Origin of the sequence: Streptomyces sp. SID12501, assembly GCF_010550245.1 — a bacterium.
Classification (GTDB): domain Bacteria; phylum Actinomycetota; class Actinomycetes; order Streptomycetales; family Streptomycetaceae; genus Streptomyces.
In genome coordinates, this window is record NZ_JAAGLU010000036.1 from 17,033 (window position 1) to 33,125 (window position 16,093).

9 protein-coding genes are annotated in these 16,093 nt (G+C 68.8%); 6 read left to right on the top strand and 3 right to left on the bottom strand.

Features of this window, described 5'->3' with window-relative positions; all coding sequences use genetic code 11:
* Positions 1-77: 77 nt before the first annotated feature.
* Positions 78-2,900: a preprotein translocase subunit SecA gene (gene secA / locus G3I71_RS34655; protein WP_164321014.1), complete on the top strand. Its 2,823-nt coding sequence runs from the start codon at positions 78-80 to the stop codon at positions 2,898-2,900.
* A 138-nt stretch (positions 2,901-3,038) separates the two neighbouring features.
* On the opposite strand, the gene G3I71_RS34660 is transcribed toward secA, so the two are convergent.
* Positions 3,039-3,602, bottom strand: a complete 564-nt coding sequence (locus tag G3I71_RS34660) for an Rv3235 family protein (protein ID WP_164321016.1) — start codon at positions 3,600-3,602, stop codon at positions 3,039-3,041.
* Positions 3,603-3,943: 341 nt separating this feature from the next.
* Here G3I71_RS34660 and G3I71_RS34665 point away from each other — a divergent pair, with 341 nt between their 5' ends.
* The 5 genes from G3I71_RS34665 (at position 3,944) to G3I71_RS34685 (ending at position 14,129) form a co-directional block, all read left to right on the top strand.
* Positions 3,944-4,450 carry a hypothetical protein gene (locus G3I71_RS34665; protein ID WP_164321018.1) on the top strand — a complete coding sequence of 169 codons (507 nt, stop codon included), beginning with the start codon at positions 3,944-3,946 and terminating at the stop codon, positions 4,448-4,450.
* A 267-nt stretch (positions 4,451-4,717) separates the two neighbouring features.
* Complete coding sequence (locus G3I71_RS34670) at positions 4,718-5,383, top strand: HAD family hydrolase (protein WP_164321020.1); 666 nt, start codon at positions 4,718-4,720, stop codon at positions 5,381-5,383.
* 100 nt (positions 5,384-5,483) lie between these two features.
* The gene (locus G3I71_RS34675; protein ID WP_164321023.1) at positions 5,484-7,826 is read left to right on the top strand and encodes a LuxR C-terminal-related transcriptional regulator; all 2,343 of its coding nucleotides are present in this window, start codon (positions 5,484-5,486) and stop codon (positions 7,824-7,826) included.
* Between the two features lie 748 nt (positions 7,827-8,574).
* Entirely contained in the window at positions 8,575-13,548 is a 4,974-nt protein-coding gene (locus tag G3I71_RS34680) for an NAD-glutamate dehydrogenase (protein ID WP_164321026.1), read from the top strand.
* A 137-nt stretch (positions 13,549-13,685) separates the two neighbouring features.
* Positions 13,686-14,129 carry a GtrA family protein gene (locus G3I71_RS34685; RefSeq protein ID WP_343243150.1) on the top strand — a complete coding sequence of 148 codons (444 nt, stop codon included), beginning with the start codon at positions 13,686-13,688 and terminating at the stop codon, positions 14,127-14,129.
* Positions 14,130-14,167: 38 nt separating this feature from the next.
* Here the strand turns inward: G3I71_RS34685 and G3I71_RS34690 are convergent, their stop codons facing one another.
* Both G3I71_RS34690 and G3I71_RS34695 read right to left on the bottom strand, forming a co-directional pair.
* The gene (locus G3I71_RS34690; protein WP_164321030.1) at positions 14,168-14,989 is read right to left on the bottom strand and encodes an ABC transporter ATP-binding protein; all 822 of its coding nucleotides are present in this window, start codon (positions 14,987-14,989) and stop codon (positions 14,168-14,170) included.
* Entirely contained in the window at positions 14,982-15,914 is a 933-nt protein-coding gene (locus G3I71_RS34695; protein WP_164321032.1) for an ABC transporter permease, read from the bottom strand. Before G3I71_RS34695 ends, G3I71_RS34690 begins: the two co-directional genes overlap by 8 nt.
* Between the last annotated feature and the right edge of the window lie 179 nt (positions 15,915-16,093).

Sequence of the window (16,093 nt, forward strand, 5' to 3'; positions counted from 1 at the left end):
GCATACGATGGCCGTCGCTCAGCCAAGACAATGAATACAGACCGTCCTAGGCCCGACCGGCAAGGAGACCAACCCCCGTGTCCGTCCTCTCAAAGATCATGCGTGCAGGCGAAGGCAAAATCCTGCGCAAGCTGCACCGCATCGCGGACCAGGTCAACTCCATCGAAGAGGACTTTGTCGACCTCTCCGACGCCGAGCTGCGGGCCCTCACCGATGAGTACAAGCAGCGGTACGCCGACGGTGAGAGTCTGGACGACCTGTTGCCCGAGGCCTTCGCCACCGTGCGCGAGGCGGCCAAGCGCGCCCTCGGTCAGCGTCACTACGACGTGCAGATCATGGGCGGCGCGGCGCTCCACCTCGGCTACGTCGCAGAGATGAAGACCGGTGAGGGCAAGACCCTGGTCGGCACCCTGCCCACGTATCTGAACGCCCTCTCCGGAGACGGTGTTCACCTCATCACGGTCAACGACTACCTGGCCGAGCGCGACTCCGAGATGATGGGCCGCGTACACAAGTTCCTGGGGCTGAGCGTCGGCTGCATCCTCGCCAACATGACGCCTGCCCAGCGGCGCGAGCAGTACGCCTGCGACATCACGTACGGCACGAACAACGAGTTCGGCTTCGACTACCTGCGCGACAACATGGCGTGGTCGCAGGACGAACTCGTCCAGCGCGGCCACAACTTCGCCGTGGTCGACGAGGTCGACTCGATCCTCATCGACGAGGCCCGTACGCCGCTGATCATCTCCGGCCCGGCCGACCAGGCCACCAAGTGGTACGGCGACTTCTCCAAGCTGGTCACGCGCCTCAAGCGCGGCGAGGCCGGCAACCAGCTCAAGGGTCTCGAGGAGACCGGCGACTACGACGTCGACGAGAAGAAGCGCACGGTCGCCATCCACGAGTCGGGTGTCGCCAAGGTCGAGGACTGGCTTGGCATCGACAACCTGTACGAGTCGGTGAACACGCCGCTGGTGGGCTACCTGAACAACGCCATCAAGGCCAAGGAGCTCTTCAAGAACGACAAGGACTACGTCGTCATCGACGGCGAAGTCATGATCGTCGACGAGCACACCGGCCGTATCCTCGCCGGCCGCCGCTACAACGAGGGCATGCACCAGGCGATCGAGGCGAAGGAAGGGGTGGACATCAAGGACGAGAACCAGACCCTTGCCACTATCACCCTGCAGAACTTCTTCCGTCTCTACGACAAGCTCTCCGGCATGACCGGTACGGCCATGACCGAGGCCGCGGAGTTCCACCAGATCTACAAGCTCGGTGTCGTCCCGATCCCGACCAACCGTGACATGGTCCGCAAGGACCAGTCCGACCTCATCTACCGCACCGAGGTCGCGAAGTTCGAGGCGGTCGTCGACGACATCGCCGAGAAGCACGAGAAGGGTCAGCCGATCCTCGTCGGCACGACCTCGGTGGAGAAGTCCGAGTACCTGTCGCAGCAGCTTTCGAAGCGCGGCATCCAGCACGAGGTGCTGAACGCCAAGCAGCACGACCGGGAGGCGACCATCGTCGCCCAGGCCGGCCGCAAGGGAGCCGTCACGGTCGCCACCAACATGGCCGGTCGTGGTACGGACATCAAGCTCGGCGGCAACCCCGACGACCTCGCCGAGGCGGAGCTGCGCCAGCGCGGCCTCGACCCCGAGGAGCACATCGAGGAGTGGGCCGCGGCCCTGCCGAGCGCCCTGGAGCGGGCCGAGAAGGCCGTCAAGGCGGAGTTCGAGGAGGTCAAGGACCTCGGCGGGCTCTACGTCCTCGGCACCGAGCGGCACGAGTCCCGGCGGATCGACAACCAGCTGCGCGGTCGTTCCGGACGTCAGGGCGACCCCGGCGAGTCGCGGTTCTACCTCTCCCTCGGTGACGACCTCATGCGGCTGTTCAAGGCCCAGATGGTCGAGCGCGTCATGTCGATGGCGAACGTCCCGGACGACGTGCCGATCGAGAACAAGATGGTCACCCGTGCCATCGCCTCCGCCCAGTCGCAGGTCGAGACGCAGAACTTCGAGACCCGCAAGAACGTCCTCAAGTACGACGAGGTCCTCAACCGGCAGCGCGAGGTCATCTACGGCGAGCGTCGCCGCGTCCTGGAGGGCGAGGACCTGCACGAGCAGATCCAGCACTTCATGGACGACACCATCGACGCGTACATCGCCGCGGAGACCGCCGAAGGCTTCGCCGAGGAATGGGACGTGGACCGGCTGTGGGGCGCCTTCAAGCAGCTCTACCCGGTGAAGGTCACCGTCGAAGAGCTGGAGGAGGCGGCCGGCGACCGTGCCGGTCTGACCGCCGAGTTCATCTCCGAGTCGATCAAGGACGACATCCACGACCAGTACGCGTCGCGTGAGGAGCAGCTCGGCTCCGAGATCATGCGTGAGCTGGAGCGCCGGGTCGTGCTGTCGGTGCTCGACCGCAAGTGGCGCGAGCACCTCTACGAGATGGACTACCTCCAGGAGGGCATCGGCCTGCGCGCAATGGCGCAGAAGGACCCGCTGGTCGAGTACCAGCGTGAGGGCTTCGACATGTTCACCGCCATGATGGAGGGCATCAAGGAGGAGTCCGTCGGCTACCTGTTCAACCTGGAGGTCCAGGTCGAGCAGCAGGTCGAGGAGCTCCCGGTCGCGGACGCCAAGCCGTCGCTGGACAAGGGCGCCGAGGACTCGGTGCCGGCGCAGGCGAGCGCCGGTTCCCGGCCCGAGATCCGGGCCAAGGGGCTCGACGCTCCGCAGCGTCCGGACCGCCTGCACTTCTCCGCCCCCACCGTGGACGGCGAGGGCGGCATCGTCGAGGGCGACTTCGTCGGGGACGACGACGAGGTGAGGTCCGAGGCGGACGGGCTCACGCGCGCGGAGCGGCGCAAGCAGCGCAGCGGGCGGCGGCGTAAGAAGTAAGCCGTAAGAAGCGAGCCGTAAGCGGTGGGCAGTAGGTAAGCGAGTACGCGGTCGTCGCTGTGTGAAGGGCCGGGCATCCTGCGAGGGTGGCCGGCCCTTCTGTGTGTGCGGGTGGCCGGGGGACTTCCGCGGTGGTGCCTACTCGTCCGCCGTGTGGGGCCTTCGGGGGCCGCCCAGTTCCACCGCCGTGCAGCGCCAGCGGAAGTCGTGGCCCAGTTCCAGGCGGAAGGCCATCGCGCGGAGCTGGTCGCCCGCGCCGATGCGGGCGAAGGCCTCCAGGGCGCCTTGGCTGGGCTCGTAGTAGCCGACGTCGCGCACGACGGGGCGGGTGCCGCGGGTGCGCAGGGGGCCGCGTTCCGCGAGCCAGGCCAGTTCGTCGTAGGCGCGGCCCACGGTGTGGCGAAGCATGCTGTGGACGGGTCGTTCGCCGCTCAGGACCGCCAGGAGGCGGTCGGCGAAGAGATCGGTGGGGCGGGGTTGCGGGGGTGTCCTGCGGTGCTCCGGGCGCTGTCGCTGTCCCTGGGCGGGGACTCGGGGTTCGGGGTGGGTTTCGGTGGGGGTGGTCGCTTGGGGGAGGGGTGTGCGGGGGGTGCCTCCGCCCGGGGTGGTGCGGTGCGGGGTGCTGCCGGGGCGGCGGGTGTCCCTGCGTACCGGCGGGCGGGACGGCGTGCGGTGGACCGTCCTCGTCATCACCTTGTTCATGGAATGTCCCCGTTCGTAGGGCTCGGTTGATACCGAGCGGTAACTTTCTGTTGGGGATCTTGTACGGGGAGTGACCGGCAGGGTGCAAGGAGGAGCGGGGCGCGGTTCGGAGGGTCCGGAGGTTCACTTATCAGGGTGGTTCGGGGAGGGAAAAGGCCTGGTGGGGGTGGGGTGCGGGGGTGAATTTCGAGGCGTCGGGTGGACGCTCGGAGGGGCCTGGGCGGGGACTCGAAAGGGGACGCCTCGACGTATCCTGAGGGTCTTCCCGGGTCATTCCTGGTGGCGCCGGAGGGCTTGCGGGTTCCGGTCGTGGAAACGCCTACTACGAAAAGCGGTCAGCCATGCGCGTCTACGTCCCTCTGACCCTCCCGGGCCTTGCCGAGGCGTACAAGACGGGTGAGCTGGTGGCGGGGCCGTTCGTCGCGTACGCCGTCACGCCCGCGTTGCGTGAGTGGTATCTGTCCGACGACATCGAGGAACTGGAGTACGCGGCGCTGAATCGGGCCGCGCTTGCGTCTCTGCGGTTGCTGGCGATGGAGCCCGGGGTGGTGCGTCGGCGGGTGGTCGTCGCTGTCGAGGTCGCGGACGGGGTGGCGGTCGCCGACCCCGACCGGGGGCTTGATCCGGGTGCGCTGGGTGAGGTGCGGGTGGGTGTGGCTGTGTCGTTGGGGAAGGCCGCGGCCGTGCATGTCGACTCCGGGGATGCGGAGGGGGATGTCGCGGCGGCTGCGGCGGCGTTGGGGGCGGCGGATCGGGGGGATGACGATGCGCAGTTCACGGTGGACGGGGCCGAGGATCATGAGCTGCTCTGGTATGCCACGCAGGAGATTCCGAACCTGGTGGGGTGAGTGGTGAGTGGTGAGTGGGGTTGAGGTGGGGTTGTTTCGCCCCCGCCGCCCCTACCCGTCCCATCCTCTTCCTGGGGGCTGCGCCCCCAGACCCCCCTTCGCGCTGAACGCGCTCGTCCTCAAGCTCCCCCAGAGGGGGGACCCCCAGACGGGCTGAAAATGCCGGCCTGCGCTGTAGGGGCCCCGCTGTGCTGGAGCGGGCCCACCATGCTGGATGGGCAGCGTCCGTGCTGGAGGAGTGGTGGGGGTGGGGGGTATTTTCTCTGTATGGGGAAGTACGGAGTGGCGCACATCGTGTGGGACTGGAACGGGACGCTGTTTCATGACACCGATGCGGTCATAGGGGCGACGAACGCCGCGTTCGCCGAGCTGGGGCTGGAGCCCATCACGCTGGAGCAGTACAGGGTGTTGTACTGCGTGCCGGTGCCGCGGTTCTACGAGCGGCTGCTCGGGCGGCTGCCCACGGATGCCGAGTGGGCTGTCATGGACGAGATCTTCCACCGGTACTACGCGGAGCACCGGGTGGCCTGTGAGCTGGCCGTGGGCGCGCGGGATCTGTTGGCCGGGTGGCAGTCGGCGGGGCGCAGTCAGTCCATTCTGAGCATGTACGGGCACGCCGACCTCGTCCCGCTGGTCCGGGGGTTCGGGATCGAGCCCCACTTCGTCCGTGTCGACGGGCGTACCGGGCCCTCCGGGGGGAGCAAGGCCGAGCACATGGTCCGCCATCTCGGTGCGCTCACCGGCGTCGAGGCCGCGCGCACGGTGGTCATCGGGGACGCCGCCGACGACGCGATCGCCGCTCTGCACGTGGGTGCGCGGGCCGTGCTCTACACCGGTGGCTCCCACGGCCGGGCCAGTCTCGAAGAGGTGGGTGTGCCCGTGGTGGACAGCCTGGAGGAGGCCGTCGCCGAGGCCGAGCGGCTGGCCGCGTAGTCGTACTCGTGGCCGCGTTGTGGCTTGCGGCTCGGTTCACTCTCCGCGTTCACCCACGTACCCTGTGCCATGGGTGGCGGGCTGGAGCAGGGGGCGGCAAATGGTGTTCGGGTTCGGGCAGCGACGGGGTGGGCAACTGCCCGTCGAGCTGACCAGTTTTGTCGGGCGTACCGAGGAACTCGCGCTGGTGCGCGGCGCGTTCGAGCAGGCTCGGCTTGTCACACTCGTCGGGCCGGGGGGTGTGGGCAAGAGCCGTACCGCCCTGCGGGCCGCCGCCGGGCTCGGGGAACTGTTCCCCGACGGGGTGTGGCTGGCCGAGTTGTCCGGGTTGCGCGACCCGGAACTCGTCCCCGCGACGCTCGCCGCCGTGCTCGAACTGCCCGAGCAGCCCGGGATGGAGCCGGTCGACGCCGTGGTCGCCCATCTTCAGGGGCGCCGGCTGCTGATCGTGCTCGACACCTGTGAGCATCTCGTCGACGCCTGCGCCATGCTGTCCGACATCCTGCTGCGGGAGGCCGAGGGCGTCAGCGTGCTGGCCACCAGCCGTCAGCCTCTCGACGTGCCCGGCGAGCACTGTGTGCAGTTGGCTCCGCTCGCCACCGACGAGGCGCTGGAGCTGTTCCTGGAGCGGGCTCGTGCCGCCGTGCCCGGGTTCCGGTTCCCCGTCGCCCCTCGGTCCCTCCAGGAGGGGGAGGCGAGCGATCGGGAGCGGCTGCTCGCGCTCGTTCGGCGGCTCGACGGGATTCCTCTCGCGCTGGAGCTGGCGGCGGTGCGGTTGCGGGCCGTGCCGTTGGGGGAGCTGGTGGCGCGGCTCGACCATCGGTTCGAGGTGCTGACCGGTGGGCGGCGCACGGCGCTCGCGCGGCACCAGACACTCCGTACGGCCATCGGGTGGTCGCACGAGTTGTGCACGCCCGAGGAGCGGCTGCTGTGGGCCCGGTTGTCCGTCTTCGCGGGGTCGTTCCGGCTGGCCGTTGCCGAACAGGTTTGCGGGGGTGGGGAGTTGGCCGGCGGGCGGGTGCTGGAGGCGCTCATCGGGCTGGTCGACAAGTCGGTGGTTCAGAGGGTGGGGGAGGACGGTGGGCGCTACCGGCTGCTGGACACCATCCGGGAGTACGGCGCCGACTGGCTCGACGAGTCCGGGGACGCGCCCGCCGTACGGGAACGGCACTTCGCCTGTTACGAGGACCTCGCCCAGCGGTTCTGGGGCGGGTTCCTCACCTCCGCGCAGGTCGGGCTGCACCGGGAGGTGCGGGACGAGGTCGCCGACGTACGGGCCGCCCTGCGGTACGCCTACGAGGGCGGGGAGGAGCGGGCGGAGCGCGGGGTGTGGGTGGCCACGCTGCTCGGGCCCTACTGGCGGGCCGTGGGCACCCTGTCCGAGGGGCGGTACTGGATCGACAAGGGGCTCGGGCTGGCCGTCGGCGACTCGGAGGCGCGGGCCTGGGGGCTGCTCATGACCGGGGTCTTCGCCGTGTGGACCGCGGATCTCGACACCGCCCTGGCACGGTTCCCGGAGGCCCAGGAGGTCGCCCGGAGAGTGGGCGAGGAGCGGGTCGCGCTGTTCACCGAGGCGTATCTCGGAGGGCTCGCAGCCCTCTGCGGGGACGTCGAGAACGGGCTCGCCGCGCTGGAGGGGGCCCGGCTGCGGATGGTCGAGACGGACGACGGGCTCGGGATCGGCGTCTTCCACTACGAGGGCGCCCTCGTGCGGGCCGTGCTCGGCGACACCGCCGGCGCGCTGGAACTGTGCGCCACCGGGCTGGCGTATCTGGAAGGCACCGGGGAGCGGCAGTTGTACGGGTCGACGCTCATGGTGCAGGGCGTCATCCGCTGGCTCTCGGGGGAGCGGGCGGAGAGCGCCGCCTCCCTGCGGCGGGCCCTCGACGCGGCGGGTGAACTCGGTGAGGTGCTGGTCTTCGCGATGTGCGCCCTGGTGCTCGGCTGGCACGCGGCGCACGAGGGCCGGCCGGTACGCGCGGCCTGGCTGCTCGGATACGCCGAGCACGCACGCCGGACGGGTGGTGACCCCGTCGACCTGCTGCCGTCGCTGCTGGAGGAGCAGAGGGCCGTACGGGAGTCCGTGCGCGAGGTGCTCGGGGACGCGGAGTTCGAGCAGTGGCGCGGGGTCGGGGCCCGGTTGTCCGGGCAGGACGTGCTGGACGCGGTGCGAGCCGATGCCGAGGTGCCGGGGGCCCGGCGGAAGGTACCCGGGCCGCGAGGTGTCGACGCGTTGACCCGGCGCGAGCGGGAGGTCGCCGCACTGGTCGCCCAGGGCCTGTCCAACCGGGAGATCGCCGAGCGGCTGGTCATCTCGAAGCGGACCGCCGACGCCCATGTCGAACACATCCTCGCCAAGCTGGGCGTCACCTCCCGCGGCGAGATTCCGGCCCTGCCCGCTCTCCCGGCCGTTCCGGTCGTGCCGGCGACGCCGGAAATGTGACGTGAACGACGCGGTGTGTACGTAACGCTGTCGTACGTATACCTATGGGCGCGCCCTCTCGGGCCGTCCCGCCGAATCCGTATGCCGATCTCCGGCGGATTCGAACCCCCGGGCACCTGTCGTGCCCGATGCTCGTAGTGCGTCGCCCGGGGGCATCCCGCTGAGCGGCCGGGTGTCGGCACTGCTGGTCAGAATCCCCACGGCCCGTGGCTGTCATGGCAGGCACCCCGCCGTTCGCCCCGGGCGACGCGGAGGCCCGGCGGCTGTCTTCGTCGGTGGGGCAGCCGTCGCCGTTCGGGGCGTTTCGGGCCTCCCTTTTTCTCCACTGTGCAGAACGGCAAACTTCACGACCCGTCTTTGTACACAAATGGCGCATGACGTGGCCCCCGTGATGAGCGATAGCCTGGTGGCGTGATCAGCGCGATACGTCGCGGGGGCGTCATGGCCCCTGCCCTGCGCCCGGAACGCACGGACCACATCCGTGCCCGGGTGGCGATCGCTGGTCGGCGCGGGCGGGACGGAACCCCGAGGGTTCCCAGGACGCCGTACGCATCCCACGGACCGGCGCCCGCGAGAGCAGCGTCACACTCCGCCGGGGTGCCGAGAATGGCTGATAACCCCCCGCTCTTCCCACCCTGCGGCATAGCGTCGGAACAGACCGGAGACCCCGCGTCGAGGCGTAGTGCCGGAAGAGGGACCGTACTTCCTTCTACGTCACGCAACGGCGCGCGACAGGAGTCAGAGGACAATGCAGACCAAGCTGGACGAAGCCAAGGCCGAGCTGCTCGAGAGGGCCGCCCGCGTAGCTGAGAACAGTCCGGTCGGGGGCTACCTACCGACCGGGACGACACGTGCGACCGCGCCCGGCGGAGATCCCGGAACCCCGGACCACGACACCGTGCTCGCGTTCCTCCAGCGCTACTACCTGCACACCGCCCCGGAGGACCTCGTCGGCCGCGACCCGGTGGACGTTTTCGGCGCGGCCTTCTCGCACTACCGGCTGGGCGAGACACGTCCGCAGGGCACGGCGAGCGTGCGGGTGCACACCCCGACCGTCGAACAGAACGCCTGGACGTCCAGCCACTCCGTCGTCGAGGTCGTGACCGACGACATGCCCTTCCTCGTCGACTCGGTCACCAACGAACTGTCCCGGCAGAACCGCGGCATCCACCTCGTCATCCATCCGCAGTTCGTCGTACGACGGGACCTGACGGGCCGGCTCATCGAGGTACTGCCCGACCGGGTCACCGGGAGCGCGACCGCCGGGGGCGCCGAGCTGCCGCACGACGCGCACGTCGAGTCGTGGATCCACGTCGAGATCGACCGGGAGACCGACCGCGCCGATCTGAAGCAGATCACCAACGACCTGCTGCGCGTGCTGTCCGACACCCGTGAGGCCGTCGAGGACTGGGAGAAGATGCGCGACGCGGCGCTGCGCATCGCCGAGGAACTGCCCAAGGAGCCGACCGCCGACGACCTGCGCGACCAGGACGTCGAGGAGGCGCGCGAACTGCTGCGCTGGCTCGCGCGGGACCACTTCACCTTCCTCGGCTACCGCGAGTACGAGCTGCGCGGCGACGACTCGCTGGGCGCAGTGCCCGGGACCGGGCTCGGCATCCTGCGGGCCGATCCGCACCACTCCGAGGACGAGGGCCACCCGGTCAGCCCGTCCTTCGAGCGGCTGCCCGCCGACGCCCGGGCCAAGGCCCGCGAGCACAAGCTCCTCGTCCTGACCAAGGCCAACAGCCGCGCCACCGTCCACCGTCCTTCCTACCTCGACTACGTCGGGGTCAAGAAGTTCGACAAGAACGGTGAGGTCGTCGGTGAGCGGCGCTTCCTGGGGCTGTTCTCCTCGGCCGCCTACACCGAGTCCGTGCGCCGGGTGCCCGTCGTCCGGCGCAAGGTCGAAGAGGTGCTGCGGGCCGCCGGGTTCTCGCCCGACAGCCATGACGGCCGCGATCTGCTCCAGATCATGGAGACCTACCCGCGCGACGAGATCTTCCAGACGCCGCCCGACGAACTCCGGGCGATCGTCACCTCGGTGCTCTACCTCCAGGAGCGGCGCCGGCTGCGGCTCTACCTCCGCCAGGACGAGTACGGGCGCTACTACTCCGCGCTCGTCTATCTGCCCCGCGACCGGTACACCACCGGCGTACGGCTGCGGATCATCGACATCCTCAAGGAGGAACTCGGCGGTACCAGCGTCGACTTCACCGCCTGGAACACCGAATCCATCCTGTCGCGGCTGCACTTCGTCGTCCGGGTCCCGCAGGGCACCGAACTGCCGCAGCTGTCCGACCAGGACAAGGAGCGCATCGAGGCGCGGCTCGTCGAGGCCGCCCGCTCCTGGGCCGACGGCTTCGGCGAAGCCCTCAACGCCGAGTGCGGTGAGGAGCGCGCCGCCGAACTGCTGCGCCGGTACGGGAACGCCTTCCCCGAGGGCTACAAGGCCGACCACACTCCGCGCGCCGCCGTCGCCGACCTCGTCCACCTCCAAAAGCTGGGCGTCGGCACGAACTTCGCGCTGAGCCTGTACGAGCCGGTGGGCGCCGCGCCCGGTGAACGCCGGTTCAAGATCTACCGCACCGGCGAGTCCGTCTCGCTGTCCTCCGTGCTCCCCGTCCTCAACCGGCTCGGCGTGGAGGTGATCGACGAGCGGCCGTACGAGCTGCGCTGCTCGGACCGGTCCACCGCGTGGATCTACGACTTCGGGCTCCGGCTGCCCAAGTCGCTCGGCAGCGGCGGGGATTATCTCGGGGACGACGGCCGCGAGCGTTTCCAGGAGGCTTTCTCGGCCACCTGGACCGGGCAGGCCGAGAACGACGGTTTCAACGCGCTGGTGCTGAGCGCGGGCCTCGACTGGCGTCAGGCGCTGGTGCTGCGCGCGTACGCCAAGTACCTGCGGCAGGCCGGTTCCACGTTCAGCCAGGACTACATGGAGGACACCCTCCGCAACAACGTCCACACCACCCGGCTGCTGGTGTCGCTGTTCGAGGCGCGGATGTCGCCGGAGCGGCAGCGGGCGGGCGTCGAGCTGACCGACGCCCTCCTGGAGGAACTGGACGCGGCCCTCGACCAGGTGGCCTCCCTCGACGAGGACCGCATCCTGCGGTCCTTCCTCACCGTCATCAAGGCGACCCTGCGGACGAACTTCTACCAGGAGAGCGCGGGCGGCAAGCCGCACGACTACGTCTCCATGAAGTTCGACCCGCAGGCCATCCCGGACCTGCCCGCGCCGCGCCCGGCGTACGAGATCTGGGTCTACTCGCCGAAGGTCGAAGGCGTCCACCTTCGGTTCGGGAAGGTCGCGCGCGGTGGGCTGCGCTGGTCGGACCGGCGCGAGGACTTCCGTACCGAGATCCTCGGGCTGGTCAAGGCGCAGATGGTGAAGAACACCGTCATCGTGCCGGTCGGCGCCAAGGGCGGGTTCGTCGCCAAGCAGCTGCCGGATCCGGCTGTGGACCGGGACGCGTGGCTCGCCGAGGGGGTCAGGAGCTACAAGACCTTCATCTCGGCGCTCCTGGACATCACCGACAACCTGGTGGCCGGCGAGGTCGTGCCGCCCGCCGACGTCGTACGGCACGACGAGGACGACACCTACCTCGTGGTCGCCGCCGACAAGGGCACGGCGACCTTCTCGGACATCGCCAACGAGGTCGCCCAGGCGTACAACTTCTGGCTCGGCGACGCCTTCGCGTCCGGCGGCTCGGCCGGGTACGACCACAAGGGCATGGGCATCACCGCGCGCGGCGCCTGGGAGTCCGTCAAGCGGCACTTCCGCGAGCTGGGCGTCGACACCCAGAGCGAGGACTTCACCGTCGTCGGCGTCGGTGACATGAGCGGTGACGTGTTCGGCAACGGCATGCTGCTGAGCGAGCACATCCGTCTTGTCGCCGCCTTCGACCACCGGCACATCTTCATCGACCCGAAGCCCGACGCGGCCACCTCGTACGCGGAGCGACGGCGCCTGTTCGAGCTGCCGAGGTCCAGCTGGGCCGACTACGACAGCCAGTTGATCTCGGCCGGGGGTGGCATCTTCCCCCGTTCCGCCAAGGCCATCGCGGTCAACGCGCATATCCGCGAGGCGCTCGGCATCGAGGCCAAGGTCGCCAAGATGACACCGGCCGACCTGATGAAGGCGATCCTCCAGGCGCCGGTCGACCTGCTGTGGAACGGCGGCATCGGCACCTACGTCAAGGCGAGTACGGAGTCGCACGCCGACGTCGGTGACAAGGCCAACGACGCCATCCGCGTCGACGGCGCCGACCTGCGCGTCAGGGTCGTCGGCGAGGGCGGCAACCTCGGGCTCACCCAGCTCGGGCGGATCGAGTTCGCGCAGGTCGGCGGGAAGATCAACACCGACGCCATCGACAACAGCGCGGGCGTGGACACCTCCGACCACGAGGTGAACATCAAGATCCTGCTCAACTCCCTTGTCGTCGAAGGCGACATGACCGTCAAGCAGCGCAACAAGCTGCTGGCCCAGATGACCGACGAGGTCGGCGTGCTCGTCCTGCGCAACAACTACGCGCAGAACACGGCCATCGCCAACGCCCTCGCCCAGTCCAAGGACATGCTCCACGCCCAGCAGCGCTTCATGCGCCACCTGGTCCGGGAAGGGCACCTGGACCGGGCGCTCGAGTTCCTCCCGACCGACCGGCAGATCCGTGAACGCCTCAGCGGCGGCCAGGGGTTGACCGGTCCGGAGACTGCCGTGCTCCTCGCGTACACGAAGATCACGGTCGCCGACGAGCTGTTGAAGACCTCGCTGCCCGAAGACCCGTATCTGCGCCGCCTGTTGGACGCCTACTTCCCGAGCGCGCTGCGCAAGAAGTTCCCCGAGCAGATCGAGGGGCACGCGCTGCGCCGCGAGATCATCACGACGGTCCTCGTCAACGACACGGTCAACGCGGGTGGTACGAGCTTCCTGCACCGGCTGCGCGAGGAGACCGGCGCCTCGCTGGAGGAGGTGGTGCGGGCGCAGACCGCGGCTCGCGCGATCTTCAACTCGGCCGCGGTGTGGGACGGGGTCGAGGCGCTGGACAACACCGTCGAGGCCGCCGTCCAGACCCGGATCCGCCTCCACTCGCGGCGACTTGTCGAGCGCGGCACGCGCTGGCTGCTCAACAACCGGCCGCAGCCGGTGCAACTCACGGAGACCGTCGAGTTCTTCGGTGAGCGGGTCGGTCAGGTCTGGTCCCAGCTGGCCAGGTTGCTGAGCGGCGCGGATCTGGAGTGGTACCAGAAGATCTACGACGAGCTGACGGGCGCCGGCGTCCCCGACGAACTCGCCACCAGGGTCGCGGGCTTCTCGTCCGCCTTCCCGACGCTGGACATCGTCTCGGTCGCCGACCGGATGGGCCGCGACCCGATGGATGTCGCCGAGGTCTACTACGACCTCGCCGACCGCCTCCACATCACCCAGCTCATGGACCGCATCATCGAGCTGCCGCGCGCCGACCGCTGGCAGTCCATGGCCCGCGCCTCCATCCGCGAGGACCTGTACGCGGCCCACGCGTCCCTCACGGCGGACGTCCTCGCGGTCGGCAACGGCTCGTCGACGCCCGAGCAGCGCTTCAAGGCGTGGGAGGAGAAGAACACCGCGCTCCTGGGCCGGGCGCGCACGACCCTGGACGAGATCCAGAGCTCGGACGCCTTCGACCTGGCGAACCTGTCGGTCGCTATGCGCACGATGCGGACGCTGCTGCGGAGTCATTCGTAGGCGGTACACGCGTACGTGGGCGCCCCGGGCCGTGATGGCTCGGGGCGCCCCTCGTTTTCTTGACAACTGTTAGAGAAAAGCAGACAGGGAATTTACCCTTTCCTGCTAGGCCGGTCACCTCGGATAAAGTCGCGGGCGTGAGTGTGAATGTCTCCGAGGACCGGATGTCCGTTCCTGCCCGAACGGTGCGGCGCGTAATTCTTGAAGCGGTGAAATTCGGAGCCGTCGGCGGCAGTGGCGTGCTCGTGAACTTCCTGGTCTTCAACCTGCTGTTGCACGGCCTCGGTCGGCGGGCGATGACGGCCACCGTCCTCGCCAGCCTCATCGCCATGGGCACGAACTTTCTGGGCTTCCGCTATTTCACGTACCGGGACAGGGCCTCACGTACCAGGCAGCAGATCGCGCTGTTCTTCGTGTTCAGCGCGATCGGCATCGCGATGGAAAGCGGCCTGTTCTACATCGGTTATCACGGTCTCGGATTGCACGGGCCCGTCGAATCGAATGAGGTGAAGGGCGTCTCGATCGTGCTCGCGTCGGCGTTCCGCTTCCTCGTCTACCGGACCTGGGTGTTCCGGCACTGAGCGCTCCGCGGGAAGCGCGGTGGCACGCCCGGCAGGCCCTATGCGGCCCGGGCGGGCTTGGCCGGGCGGTTGGTGAAGGCCTCGTACTCCTTCAGTACGTCGTCGGTCGGGCCGTCCATCAGGAGTTCGCCGCGTTCCAGCCACAGGACGCGGTCGCAGGTGTCGCGGATCGACTTGTTGTTGTGGCTGACCAGGAACACCGTGCCCGCGTGCTGGCGCAGTTCACGGATGCGTTCCTCCGAGCGCATCTGGAACGAGCGGTCGCCGGTGGCCAGCGCCTCGTCGATCAGCAGCACGTCGTGGTCCTTGGCGGCGGCGATGGAGAAGCGCAGGCGGGCGCCCATGCCGGAGGAGTACGTCCGCATGGGGAGGGTGATGAAGTCGCCCTTCTCGTTGATCCCCGAGAAGTCGACGATGCCCTGGTAGCGCTCCTTGATCTGCTCCCGGGACATGCCCATCGCGAGACCGCCGAGATAGACGTTCCGCTCGCCCGTCAGGTCGCCCATCAGGGCCGCGTTGACGCCGAGGAGGGAGGGCTGGCCATCTGTGTAGATCTGGCCGTTCTCCACCGGCAGCAGTCCGGCGACCGCCTTGAGCAGCGTGGACTTGCCGGAGCCGTTGGTGCCGATCAGGCCGATGGCCTCGCCGCGGTAGGCGACGAAGGAGACGTTCTTGACGGCGTGCACCTTGCGTACCCCGGCCGCCTTCTCGGACTGTTTGCGCCGCATCATGCGGTTGAGGGCGGCGGTCGCGGTGCCACGTCCGGCGCCCGTGCCGTTGACCCGGTAGACGATGTCGACACCGTTGGCGACGACAGTGGGAATCTGCTCGTTCGGGTACTCGTTCGGGTTCTCAGCCACGGCCGTACGTCTCCTCAGCCTTCCAGAAGTAGATGAAGCCGCCGACGCCCACGAGCAGCGCCCAGCCCGTCGCGATCGGCCAGACGTGCGCAGGCAGCTGGCTGGAGTGGTAGCTGTCGATCAGGGCGAAGCGCATCAGGTCGATGTAGATCGCCGCCGGGTTGTTCTCCAGCAGCACCGACACCACGTGCGGCAGGTTGTCCTTCTTGGCCAGCTTGTCGATGCTCCACATGACCCCGGACACGTACATCCAGGTGCGCAGCACGAACGGCATCAGCTGGGCGATGTCCGGAGTCGACGCGCCCATCCGCGCCATGATCATCGACACGCCCGCGTTGAACACGAACTGGAGTGCGAGGGCGGGGATGACCAGCAGCCAGGAGGCGGTGACGGGGATGCCGAAGCAGAGCAGGATCACGATCAGCGCGGCCATCGAGAACAGCAGTTGCTGGAGCTGCTGGATGCAGAAGGAGATCGGCAGGGCCGCGCGCGGGAAGTGCAGCGCCCGGACGAGGCCGAGGTTGCCGGCGATGGCGCGGGTGCCCGCCATGATCGAGCTCTGCGTGAAGGTCCAGATGAACACGCCCGTGACCAGGAACGGGATGTAGTCCGGAACCCCGTGCTTGGTGCCCAGCAGGACGCCGAAGATGAAGTAGTAGACCGCCGCGTTGAGCAGCGGGGTCATCACCTGCCAGACCTGGCCGAGCTTCGCCTGGCTGTACTGGGCGGTGAGCTTGGCGGTGGCGAACGCGGTGATGAAGTGGCGCCGCGCCCACAGCTGGCTGACGTAGGCGCGCAGGGTGGGACGGGCGCCGCTCACCGAGAGGCCGTACCGGACGGCGAGCGCCGTGAGGTCGTCGCCTGCCTGCGTGACCTGCGAGGGGGGTGGCGTGGACTGGGGCGGTGTGTCGAGGGCCTGGCTCACATCCGCTGCTTTCGCTCGGGGGAAAAGGGGGTGCGCGACCGGTTCCCGTTTCAGGCGTCCCCCGCCGGTTCCTTGGGTTCCTTACGCGTTTCTTGCCATATTCTTACGTCGGGACGGGACCGTATCGTCGTGACGGGAGCGTATTCCGATTCGGCGTCGGAACGCAACCGTTTCGTCGT

What these genes read in the sequence shown, in the direction of transcription:
- G3I71_RS34675 (WP_164321023.1), top strand. Translation starts at nt 5,484, where the DNA reads ATGGTGTTCGGGTTCGGGCAGCGACGGGGTGGGCAACTGCCCGTCGAG.
- G3I71_RS34660 (WP_164321016.1), bottom strand. Translation starts at nt 3,602, where the DNA reads ATGAACAAGGTGATGACGAGGACGGTCCACCGCACGCCGTCCCGCCCG.
- G3I71_RS34680 (WP_164321026.1), top strand. Translation starts at nt 8,575, where the DNA reads ATGCAGACCAAGCTGGACGAAGCCAAGGCCGAGCTGCTCGAGAGGGCC.
- G3I71_RS34665 (WP_164321018.1), top strand. Translation starts at nt 3,944, where the DNA reads ATGCGCGTCTACGTCCCTCTGACCCTCCCGGGCCTTGCCGAGGCGTAC.
- G3I71_RS34670 (WP_164321020.1), top strand. Translation starts at nt 4,718, where the DNA reads ATGGGGAAGTACGGAGTGGCGCACATCGTGTGGGACTGGAACGGGACG.